This window comes from Streptomyces cahuitamycinicus (assembly GCF_002891435.1).
Taxonomy (GTDB): Bacteria; Actinomycetota; Actinomycetes; order Streptomycetales; family Streptomycetaceae; genus Streptomyces; species Streptomyces cahuitamycinicus.
Genome location: NZ_POUC01000044.1, coordinates 21132 through 31560, shown reverse-complemented (window position 1 = coordinate 31560; position 10429 = coordinate 21132). Strand labels below are relative to the sequence as shown.

Below are 10429 nucleotides of genomic sequence, written 5' to 3'. Positions count from 1 at the left end.
CTCCCCACGCAGCCGCTTCCCGCGCGCAATCCCCAGTCCCCGCTCCCGCAACCCGCAGTTGGCCCGTCCTGGGCAGGCTCCGGGGATGTGACAGCGGTACAACTCCCCGAGCTCCGCCCGGGACGACTCCCCCGTCGCGTCCCGGTGCGCCGCCTGCGGCAGATCCTGTGTCTGCTCCCGCTCCTGCTCGTCACCGTCGTCGCGGTGCAGCACCGTTCGGTACTGGCCGCGGGTTTCGCGCATCTGCGCACCGCCGAGTGGCCCTGGCTGCTGGCCGCGGCCGGGGCGACCTGTCTGACCTGGGTCGCCGCCTCCTGCACCCGGCAGGGCGCGGTGGTCGAACGGCTGCCCCGGCGGCGGCTGCTGGCCACGCAGTTCGCGGCGGGAGCGGCCAACCACCTGCTGCCGACCGGTCTTGGCGCGAGCGCGGTCAACCTGCGATTCATGACGGTGTGCGGGTTGCCGCTCGCCCGCTCCTCGGCCGCCCTCGCCCTGTACCTGCTGGCCGAGAGCATCGGCCGGGTGGCGCTGCTGGGTGCCCTCCTCATCGCGTTCCCCGACGCGCTGCGGCTCGGCACGCTGGTGCCGGAGACGGCGTTCGGCCCGCTGCTGGCCGGTGTCGCGGTGGTGCTCGTGATCGCCGTGGCCGTGCTCGCCCTGGTACGGCGGCTGCGCTCGGCCCTGGTGTCCTTCCTGCGGACGGCTCTCGGCGAGGCGCGTTCGGTGCACACCCGCCCGGCGCGGGTCCTGGCGCTGTGGGGCGGGTCCTTCGCCTTCCCGGCACTGCAGGCGTCCGTGCTGGTGCTGACGGGGCGGGCGCTGGGGCTGGACATCCCGCCCGCGCACATGGCGGTGGCCTACCTGGCGGCGACGGTCGCCGTCGCGCTGGTGCCCACGCCGGGCGGCATCGGCTCGGTGGAGGCGGCGCTGGTCATGGCGCTGGTGGCGGCGGGCGGCCCGGCCGCGGTGGCCACCGCCGTGGTCCTTGCCTTCCGGGTCATCACCGTCTGGCTGCCGCTGGTGCCGGGCGCGCTGACGCTGGCGGCGCTGGTGCGGCTGAAGGTGATCTGACCCGGGTGGCGCGCCGGCTCGTCACGCGGCAGGAGCGCGCGTGACAGTGCCTCATGTGCGCTGACTCACCCTCCGCTCACCCCCGTCCGCGGTACGGAACCCCGTGCGGGATACGGCAGGATGAACGATCGTGCCGACCGCAGGTCAGGGTGGTCGGGCACCTTCGAGCATCCCGGAAAACGAGCAGGTGACGACGTGACGAGACTTCATATCCGGCCGTTGGCGACGGCGTTCGCCGTGGTTCCCCGCCCCGGAGGTGGCCGGTGAACCGGGCCCTCACCGTGGACGATCTGCTGTTCGCCGGCATCGCCCTCGCCTCGGGGCTGCTGGCGGCGTTCGCGCTGCGCCTCCTGTTGCGCTGGCTTGGCAGGCACGCCGACCGCACCCGCTGGAGCGGGGACGACGTCATCGTGCACGCCCTGCGGGCCGTGGTGCCCTGGGCCGCGGTCGTGGGCGGTGTGGCGGGCGCGGCCGCGGTGCTGCCGCTGACCCGCACGGTGCAGCACACCACCAACCAGGTGCTCACCGTGCTGCTCATCTTCGTGGCGACGGTGTCCGCGGCGCGGGTGGTCGCCGGACTGGTGCGCACCGTCACCCAGTCCCGTTCCGGTGTCGCCGGATCGGCCACGATCTTCGTCAACATCACCCGGATCCTGGTCCTGGCGATCGGCTTCCTGGTGGTGCTCCAGACGCTGGGCATCTCCATAGCCCCGCTGCTCACCGCCCTGGGTGTCGGCGGCCTGGCGGTCGCGCTGGCACTGCAGGACACCCTCGCCAACCTCTTCGCGGGCATCCACATCCTCGCCTCCAAGACCGTCCAGCCCGGTGACTACATCAAGCTCAGCAGCGGCGAGGAGGGCTACGTCGAGGACATCAACTGGCGGCAGACGACGATCCGCAACCTGTCCAACAACCTCGTCGTGCTCCCCAACGGTCAGCTCGCGCAGGCGAACATGACCAACTTCATGCGCCCCGAGGAACAGCTGACCATCCTGGTCCAGGTCGGGGTGGCCTACGACAGCGACCTGGAGCACGTGGAGCGGGTGACCAACGAGGTCATCGCCGAGACGATGACCGAGGTCGAGGGCGCGGTGCCGGACCACGAGCCGATCATCCGGTTCCACACCTTCGGCGACTCCCGGATCGGCTTCACCGTCGTCCTGGGCGTCGGCGAGTTCAGCGACCAGTACCGGGTCAAGCACGAGTTCATCAAGCGTCTGCACCGGCGCTACCGCGCGGAGGGCATCCGCATCCCCGCCCCGGCCCGGACGGTGGCGTTGCAGCAGGCTTCGGCCGGCATCCCGCAGCAGCGGACCGGCGCGATCGAGCCGAGCGGACTGAGTCCGGCCCGGCTCGACTGAGGGGTCGTTCGGATCAGGCTGCGGAGCCGCTCGTCACAGCGTCGCGGAGTTCTCGTGGTGGTGGCTGTCCCTCCGGTCGCGCGGTGCCGAGAGGGACGCCTTCGCCGGCGTCACGGTCCAGTCCGGGTGGCCCGGCATCCGGGGCGTCTTCGTGCCGTACAGCCAGTCCCGCAGGAAGCCGGTCAGGTCCTGGCCGGAGACTTCCGAGGCGACGGCGATGTAGTCCTGCGTGGAGGCCGAGGAGTCGCGGTGGCGCGCCAGGAAGGCGCGCTCGACGGCACTGAAGGCGGCCTCGCCGATCTGCTGCCGCAGCGCGTAGAGGACGAGGACGCCGCCGAGGTAGCGCTGACTGTCGAACAGGTTGGCCGCGTTGGGTGCGGCGACCGGCCCGGAGGTGCTGCGCCACTGGTCGCCGAGGGCGTAGGTGTCCTTCATCCGGGCTTCCATGGTGGTCATGCCCTTGGAGTCGGGCCAGCCGCGCTCGTAGCGGTAGAGCAGCCCGTAGAAGTCGGCGTGGCCCTCGTTCAGCCACAGGTCGGCCCAGGTGGCGGGGCTGACGCTGTTGCCGAAGTAGGAGTGGACCAGCTCGTGCATCATGTGCGAGCCGATCTTGCTCTCCTCCTGGAGGAGGTAGTTCGGCTTGTAGATCGTGAGGGTCTGGGTCTCCAGACCCGTGAAGTCGAAGGCGTCCGGGGCGTCGTTGTTGCAGGGCAGCAGGCCGTACGTCTCGAAGGGGTAGGCGCCGAGCCGCTGCTCGACCCACGACACCAGCGCCGGGGTGAGCGCCAGGGCCGGTTCCAGGGCGGCGGCCCGGGCGACGGGGACGACGTCCCGCAGCGGCAGGCCGTGGGGGCCCTGCCGGTCCTTGATCACATAGTCGCCGACGGTGATCTGGACCACCTCGGTGGCGATCGGCGAGCGGGAGCGGTACGTGTACGCGGTCCGGTCGCCGGACAGCTGCTCGGTGCGCACCAGCCGGCCGCTGGCGACGCCCCGCAGTCCGGAGGGCACGGTGAGCCGGAAGGTGAAGTCGGCCTTGTCGGAGGGGTGGTCGTTGCAGGGGAAGACGGTGTGCGCCAGGTCCGGCTGGCAGCACACCGCGAACCCGTCCGGGGTGGCCACCCAGCCACCGGCGGGCGGCGGGATCCGGCGCGGGTCGGCGCCGTAGGCGACGCGCACCGTGACCCGGGTCTTGGCGGGGAGCTTCCGGGCGGGGGTGATCCGCAGCTTCTCGGCCACCTGCTCGAAGGCGGCCGTGCGGCCGTCGACCCGGACGGAGCGTATGTCCAGGCCGTGCGCGTCCAGGGAGAAGCGGCTCAGTGCCTGGGTGGTGCGCAGGGTCAGGGTCGCGCCGGCCTCGACGAGCTTGGTCGTGGCGTCGTACGCGAAGTCGAGGTGGTAGGCCGAGACGCGGTATCCGTCGTTGCCCAGGTCAGGGTAGACGGGGTCGCCGAGGGTCTCGGGGCCCGGGCCGGCGCCGGTCCTGCCGGCCGCCTGGGCCGGTATCCCCGTGGTCAGTGCCGCCGCCGTGCCGAGAAGCGCAACGGCCGGGGCCGTCACTCTGGTGCGATATCTCATGGTCCGCTTTCGCTCGTACGGCCGGGTGGTCAGGTCCGGCCGTGGCTTGGAGTGAGTGATCTCTCTCCAGGACACGCGAACGGCGCCATCGGTTGCACAGAACTGGTCGCGGACCCCTGTCGAGCCGAGGCCGGTCACGAGATATCTTGATGTCGAGCAATGTTGCAGACGTGGAGCGGAGCACCCGGTGACTGACTCGACCATCATCTATACGCACACTGACGAGGCCCCCGCCCTGGCGACGTATTCCTTCCTGCCGGTGGTCCGGGCGTACGCCTCGCAGGCGGGTGTCGCCGTGGAGACCCGCGACATCTCGCTGGCCGGGCGCATCATCGCCCTGTTCCCGGAGTACCTGACCGAGGACCAGCGCATCCCGGACGCCCTCGCGGAGCTCGGTGAGCTCGCCAAGACGCCCGCCGCCAACATCATCAAACTGCCGAACATCTCGGCGTCCATCCCGCAGCTCAAGGCCGCCGTCGCCGAACTGCAGGGCCAGGGCTACGCACTGCCCGACTACCCGGACGACCCGAAGACCGACGAGGAGCGCGAGATCCGCGCCCGCTACGACAAGGTCAAGGGTTCCGCCGTGAACCCGGTCCTGCGTGAGGGCAACTCCGACCGGCGCGCCCCCGCCTCGGTCAAGAACTACGCCAAGTCCCACCCGCACCGCATGGGCGCCTGGTCCTCCGAGTCCAAGACCAACGTGGCGACCATGGGCCAGAACGACTTCCGCTCCACCGAGAAGTCCGTCGTGATCGCCGAGGACGGCGCGCTGCGCATCGAGCTCGTCGGCGACGACGGCACCACCACGGTGCTGCGCGAGTCCGTACCCGTGCTCGCCGGTGAGGTCGTCGACGCCTCCGTGATGCGCGTCGCCGCGCTGCGCGAGTTCCTGACCGCGCAGGTCGCCGAGGCCAAGGCGCAGGGTGTGCTGTTCTCGGTGCACCTGAAGGCGACGATGATGAAGGTCTCCGACCCGATCGTCTTCGGCCACGTGGTGCGCGCCTTCTTCCCGAAGACGTTCGCGCAGTACGGCGACAAGCTCGCCGCGGCCGGCCTCACCCCGAACGACGGTCTGGGCGGCATCTGGAAGGGCCTCGACGCCCTGCCGGAGGGCGCGGAGATCAAGGCCTCCTTCGACGCCGAGCTCGCCGAGGGCCCGGAGCTGGCGATGGTCGACTCCGACAAGGGCATCACGAACCTGCACGTCCCCTCGGACGTCATCGTCGACGCCTCCATGCCGGCCATGATCCGCACCTCCGGTCACATGTGGGGCCCGGACGGCCAGGAGCACGACACCCTCGCGGTCCTGCCGGACTCCTCCTACGCGGGCGTCTACCAGGCCGTGATCGAGGACTGCCGGGCCAACGGCGCCTTCGACCCGTCCACCATGGGCTCGGTGCCGAACGTCGGTCTGATGGCGCAGAAGGCCGAGGAGTACGGCAGCCACGACAAGACCTTCGAGGTCCCCACCACGGGCACCGTCCGCCTGGTCGACGGCAACGGCACCGCGCTCATCGAGCAGGCCGTCTCGGCCGGCGACATCTTCCGCGCCTGCCAGACCAAGGACGCGCCGATCAAGGACTGGGTGAAGCTGGCCGTCACCCGCGCCCGCGCCACCGGCGACCCGGCGGTGTTCTGGCTGGACGAGACCCGCGCGCACGACGCCAACCTGATCGCCAAGGTCAACGCGTACCTCGCCGAGCACGACACCGAGGGCCTGGACATCCGGATCCTCAACCCGGTCGAGGCGACGAAGCTGTCGGTGGAGCGCATCCGCCGCGGTGAGAACACGATCTCGGTCACCGGCAACGTCCTGCGTGACTACCTGACCGACCTGTTCCCGATCCTGGAGCTGGGCACCAGCGCCAAGATGCTGTCGGTCGTCCCGCTGATGGCGGGCGGCGGCCTGTTCGAGACGGGTGCGGGCGGCTCGGCGCCGAAGCACGTGCAGCAGCTGGTCAAGGAGAACTACCTGCGCTGGGACTCCCTGGGTGAGTTCTTCGCCCTGGTTCCGTCCTTCGAGCAGCTCGCGAAGGTGGCGGGCAACGCCCGCGCCCAGGTCCTGGCCGACACCCTCGACCGCGCCACGGCGACCTTCCTCAACGAGGACAAGTCCCCGACCCGGCGCGTCGGCGGCATCGACAACCGCGGCAGCCACTTCTACCTGTCCCTGTACTGGGCGCAGGAGCTGGCCGGGCAGACCGACGACGCGGACCTGGCGAAGGCCTTCGCCCCGCTCGCCGAGACGCTCGCCGCGAACGAGCAGAAGATCGTCGACGAGCTGGTCGGCGTCCAGGGCAAGCCGGTCGACATCGGCGGCTACTACCAGCCCGACCCGGCGAAGGCCGCGGCGGCCATGCGCCCGTCCACCACGTGGAACGAGGTCCTGGCGTCCCTGAGCTGACGCCCCGGGCCCCGGCGGCCCACCCGCTCCGCCCCGGCCGGCACCACGCCCGGCCGGGGCGGAGCCGTGTTCGCCCTTCCGCGCGCCTTCACCACTTCCGGGTGGCGATCAGCTCCTCCACGTCCGCGTCCGGGAAGCCGTACGCACACGCGACGAAGCCGAAGTCCTCGGCTATCTCCTCCCGTGCCACCGTCTCGATCTCGCTGCCCGCCGCCTCGAACGCGGTCTGGAGATCGTTGAACTCCTCCGTGGCCGCCCGGGTCAGCGCGTAGAGCACGGCGAGGCCGTCGGGGCGCTCCCGCTCGATGCGCTCGCACAGGGCGAGCAGGATGGCGCGGCCTCGGTCCACGACGTGGTCCGGGTAGTAGTCGTCCTCGTACAGCCCTCGGAGGAACGGATGAGTGCTCGCCCGCTCGTTGCTGATCGGCATGGCGTCCTCGGCCTCGTGGTCTCGGTGATGTGGCACCTTGATCCTGCCGGACACCACTGACAACGCCCGGAGCCGCCCCGTGACCGATGCGCCACCCTTCGAGCTGCTCCCGGGAGCCGCGGACTCCCCGGTGATCCTCCATGTGCCGCACTCCGCGCGGGAGATACCCATCGCCGTGCGGGCGGGGATCGTGCTCGGCGACGAGGAGCTGGCGCGGGAGCTGGACCACATCACAGACGCGCACACGGCGGAGATCGCCGAGCGGGCGGCCGGGTGGGCCGGCATCACCCCGTGGCGGTTCGTCAACCGGCTGTCGCGGCTGGTCGTCGATCCGGAGCGGTTTCCGGACGAGCGGGAGGAGATGCTGGCCGTCGGGATGGGAGCGGTCTACACGCGGACCACGCACGGCGGGGTGCTGCGGCGCGACGACGTCGACGCAACGCCCCTGGTCGAGCGGTACTTCGAGCCGTACGCGCGGGCGATGGCGCGGGCCGTGGCGGACCGGCTGGACACGACCGGGCGGGCCGTGATCATCGACGTGCACTCCTACCCGAGCCGGAGGCTGCCGTACGAACTGCACGGGGAGGGGCCGCGCCCGCCGGTCTGCCTCGGTACCGACTCCTTCCACACGCCTCCCGCGCTGCTGGACGCGGCCCGGGAGGCGTTCGGGGAGACGGAGCCCGACACCCCCTTCGGCGGGACCTACGTGCCGTTGGAGTTCTACGGGAAGCGGCCCGAGGTGAGCGCGCTCATGGTGGAGATCCGCCGGGACACCTACATGACCGAGCCGGGCGGCCCGGCCGGCACCGGGCTGGAACGGCTCGGCGAGGCGCTGGCCGGGCTGGTCGACGCCGTCTCCCGCTGAACGGGCTCGAAGCGGAATCGAGCTAGGCCCGCAGCCACTCCGTCACCACCACGGCCTCGCCGGTGCGCAACCGCAGGGCGAACGGCCCGGTCGGCGGCGCGTCGCCGGTGAAGCGGCCCAGGTCGTCGGCCATGAGCGGGGATCCGGGCCGCGGCCCGCCGAGGACCTCGATGCGGGCCGGCTGCGGCGGCAGCACCTGGCCCATCAGCCCCTGAGCGGTCACCTCGACGTCGACGGTCACCTCGCCCGCCCGGAAGGTCAGCATCCGGGGCACATCGGTGAGGCCCCGGACCGGGAGGGCGTCGACCAGCGAGTCGAAGGTCAGCTCGGCCACGCGCGCGTCGAGGTCGTGCAGCGCATAGGCGTCGACGGCGATCTGCTGGAGCTCCGCCGGCACCGGGTCGAGGACGGCGGCGGCCTGCCGCAGCTCCTCCTCCAGGATCCCGGCGTCGAACTCCTCGTCGCCCCGGTCCTCTTCGCCCCGGTCCTCTTCGCCGGACAGGTCGTCGTCGTACGGGTCGTGCGGGTCGTGGTCGTGCGGGTCGTCGTCGTACCTGTCGCCGTTCATGTCGTTCACATCGCCCCCCGTGCCTCTAGCCGGGCCCGCAGACGCCGCAGACAGCGTTGGCGCAGCGGCCCGATGCTGCCCACCGCGATCCCGAGCGCGGCGGACACGTCCTGGTAGCTGGGCGGCGGCGTGGCCATCAGCACGCGCAGCAACTGCCTGCACCGCTCGCCGAGTTCCTCGAACTCCTGCCACAGCCGCCGGACGCGTTCGCTCTGCGCGGCGGCCTCCTCCGCGTCGAGCAGCGACTGTTCGGGCGTGCCCTCCTCGCTGACCCGGTCCAGCAGCCGCGGATCGTCCGTGAGGGTCAGCCGCTGCGCACTGCGGATGACCTTCAGGCACTCGTGACGCGCGGTGCTGGCCAGCCACGCGCCCGCCTTGCCGGGCTCGCGGATCCGCCCGAGGTGCTGGGCGAAGCGGAACCAGGCCGTCTGGTAGACCTCGTGGGCGTCGGCGTCGGAGAGCCGGTGGGCCCGGACGACGGACCAGACCAGCGGGCTCAGCCCTTCCACGAGCGCTTTCCAGGCCGCCGCGTCACCGTCGGCGGCTGCCTGGACGAGCGCGGCGGCATCAGTACGGTCCACGGCGGTTCCACCCCTCGGATACGGCACGTCATCGTACGCCGTGGAGGGGGCGGCTCCGGCCCTCACAGCCCGGGGCCGAGGCGCACCACCGGCACCGGGCGCCAGGTGGGCGGACGCAGCGCCGGAACCCGCGCGCCGCGCACCTGCGCGACCTCCGCGTCGGCGGCTAGGAGTTGCCGCCGGGCCGCGCGCGGGTCGGTCTCCTTGTGCGCCGTCATGTGGGCGGCGACCAGGCCGGCGGTCACGGGGGTGGCGAAGGAGGTGCCGCTCCACTGCGCGTAGCCCTCGAACATCACCTGGTCCGGCTTGGCGGCGTTGCCCTCGTCGCTCAGCACGCCGCTGTGGCGGGGGTGACGGCAGGTGCAGCCGTAGGAGAAGCCGTAGCGGCAGGCCTCGTACGTGGAGTGCTGGTACACGTACGGGACGGGTGCGTCGAAGCCGGTGAGGGCGCTGGTGAGGCGCTCTCCGGGGGCGTAGACCTTCACCCAGGGGCCGTGGTTGGTGAAGCAGGCGCCGGACTCGCCGTCGCTGCGCAGGGCGCCGACGGACAGCACGGAGTCCTCCCAGCCGGGCAGATCGGCGTAGGCGGCGGGCCAGAACGGCGCGGCACTGGCGTTGTTGCCCGCGGCGGCGATCAGCAGGGTGCGCTGTTCGCGCAGTTCCCGCATGAAGTTCTCGACGCCGAGCAGGCCGTCGGTGCGGCCGTTGGAGGTTCCGGCGGAGAGGCTGAGCACGTCGGGCCAGCCCCCGGCGTCGACGGCCTCGAAGAGCCTCTCGCCGAACTCCGACTCCAGGATGGCGCCCGCGTCGTTGAGGCTGCCGCGCACGGTGATGTCGGTGTTGGGCGCGACGGCGGCGACGAGCCCGGCGATGAACGTGCCGTGTCCGACGTACTGCTGGAGGACGCCCTGGTCGTCGCACTCCAGGACCTGGGCGTCGCCGCCGGTGTGGGAGAGCAGGCCGCAGGCGCGGTAGTCGTGCACGAGGCCGGTGTCGACGACGAGGACGCCGACGGCCGTGTCCGGGTCGTGGGGTGTGCCGGCGGCGGCCGGATTGGGTGGCTCGCTGAGCGGGGCGGGGACGGGTTCGTCGCCGGGGCAGGCGTTGACCGCGATGTGCACGACGTGGTTGCGGGCGACCATCCGTTGTCCGGCCCGGGACTCGTGTTCCCGGACGGAGCGCAGGGCGTGGGCGACGGCGCGGTCGGTGTCCCGGCCGCCCTCCCCCGGGTCGCCGACGCGGATGCGGGTGATGCCGCTGCGGTTGGCCTGCGGGCCCGCGCGGCGGATCTGCTCCTGATCGAGGTCGGGGGCCGCCGTGAAGTGCGCCCGTACCGTGTCCTCGACGATCCGCGCCTCCTCGCCGTCGCGGACGAGGACCACACCCTTCTCGTACATGAACTCCGCCGAGTCGTCCGGGCCCATCGCCAGGGGGACGTCCGGCATCGAGCGCTGGATCTGGTCGAACTGCTCGTGGAATCGCTGAGGTGCCATGGCGGGTCCTCCCGTGGGTGCGACGGCGTCGGTCGGTGCCGCTGAGCGGTCGTCATCCAGAGCCGCGACGCCGTC

Annotated in this window: 9 protein-coding genes; 4 read left to right on the top strand and 5 right to left on the bottom strand. The window is 71.8% G+C overall.

From position 1 onward, the window contains the following. The first annotated feature begins 87 nt into the window (after window positions 1–87). Both C1J00_RS08985 and C1J00_RS08980 read left to right on the top strand, forming a co-directional pair. On the top strand, window positions 88–1071 hold the full coding sequence (locus C1J00_RS08985; RefSeq protein ID WP_439333388.1) for a lysylphosphatidylglycerol synthase transmembrane domain-containing protein: 984 nt from the start codon (window positions 88–90) through the stop codon (window positions 1069–1071). A 263-nt stretch (window positions 1072–1334) separates the two neighbouring features. Then, on the top strand, window positions 1335–2432 hold the full coding sequence (locus tag C1J00_RS08980; RefSeq protein WP_102908501.1) for a mechanosensitive ion channel family protein: 1098 nt from the start codon (window positions 1335–1337) through the stop codon (window positions 2430–2432). Between the two features lie 33 nt (window positions 2433–2465). Here C1J00_RS08980 and C1J00_RS08975 read toward each other — a convergent pair whose 3' ends face one another. Next, window positions 2466–4010: a M1 family metallopeptidase gene (locus tag C1J00_RS08975; RefSeq protein ID WP_102908500.1), complete on the bottom strand. Its 1545-nt coding sequence runs from the start codon at window positions 4008–4010 to the stop codon at window positions 2466–2468. Window positions 4011–4197: 187 nt separating this feature from the next. On the opposite strand from C1J00_RS08975, the gene C1J00_RS08970 reads away from it, so the two are divergent. Beyond that, window positions 4198–6417 (top strand): NADP-dependent isocitrate dehydrogenase, encoded by a 2220-nt coding sequence (locus C1J00_RS08970; protein WP_102908499.1) that lies wholly within the window; start codon window positions 4198–4200, stop codon window positions 6415–6417. A gap of 88 nt (window positions 6418–6505) precedes the next feature. On the opposite strand, the gene C1J00_RS08965 is transcribed toward C1J00_RS08970, so the two are convergent. Further along, window positions 6506–6847, bottom strand: a complete 342-nt coding sequence (locus C1J00_RS08965) for a DUF5713 family protein (RefSeq protein ID WP_102908506.1) — start codon at window positions 6845–6847, stop codon at window positions 6506–6508. A 79-nt stretch (window positions 6848–6926) separates the two neighbouring features. Here C1J00_RS08965 and C1J00_RS08960 point away from each other — a divergent pair, with 79 nt between their 5' ends. Beyond that, window positions 6927–7712 carry an N-formylglutamate amidohydrolase gene (locus C1J00_RS08960; RefSeq protein ID WP_102908505.1) on the top strand — a complete coding sequence of 262 codons (786 nt, stop codon included), beginning with the start codon at window positions 6927–6929 and terminating at the stop codon, window positions 7710–7712. A 22-nt stretch (window positions 7713–7734) separates the two neighbouring features. On the opposite strand, the gene C1J00_RS08955 is transcribed toward C1J00_RS08960, so the two are convergent. The 3 genes from C1J00_RS08955 to C1J00_RS08945 all read right to left on the bottom strand — a co-directional run bounded on the left by C1J00_RS08955 (window position 7735) and on the right by C1J00_RS08945 (window position 10354). After that, window positions 7735–8280 carry a hypothetical protein gene (locus C1J00_RS08955; protein WP_245936268.1) on the bottom strand — a complete coding sequence of 182 codons (546 nt, stop codon included), beginning with the start codon at window positions 8278–8280 and terminating at the stop codon, window positions 7735–7737. Between the two features lie 5 nt (window positions 8281–8285). Beyond that, window positions 8286–8861, bottom strand: a complete 576-nt coding sequence (locus tag C1J00_RS08950; protein ID WP_102908498.1) for an RNA polymerase sigma factor — start codon at window positions 8859–8861, stop codon at window positions 8286–8288. Window positions 8862–8923: 62 nt separating this feature from the next. Then, a complete protein-coding gene (locus tag C1J00_RS08945) occupies window positions 8924–10354 on the bottom strand; it encodes a S8/S53 family peptidase (protein WP_102908497.1) in 1431 nt (476 codons plus the stop codon). Between the last annotated feature and the right edge of the window lie 75 nt (window positions 10355–10429).

Bases quoted from the DNA above. Each gene is read 5' to 3' on its own strand.
- C1J00_RS08975 (WP_102908500.1), bottom strand. From the start codon at position 4,010: ATGAGATATCGCACCAGAGTGACGGCCCCGGCCGTTGCGCTTCTCGGC.
- C1J00_RS08965 (WP_102908506.1), bottom strand. From the start codon at position 6,847: ATGCCGATCAGCAACGAGCGGGCGAGCACTCATCCGTTCCTCCGAGGG.
- C1J00_RS08955 (WP_245936268.1), bottom strand. From the start codon at position 8,280: ATGAACGGCGACAGGTACGACGACGACCCGCACGACCACGACCCGCAC.
- C1J00_RS08945 (WP_102908497.1), bottom strand. From the start codon at position 10,354: ATGGCACCTCAGCGATTCCACGAGCAGTTCGACCAGATCCAGCGCTCG.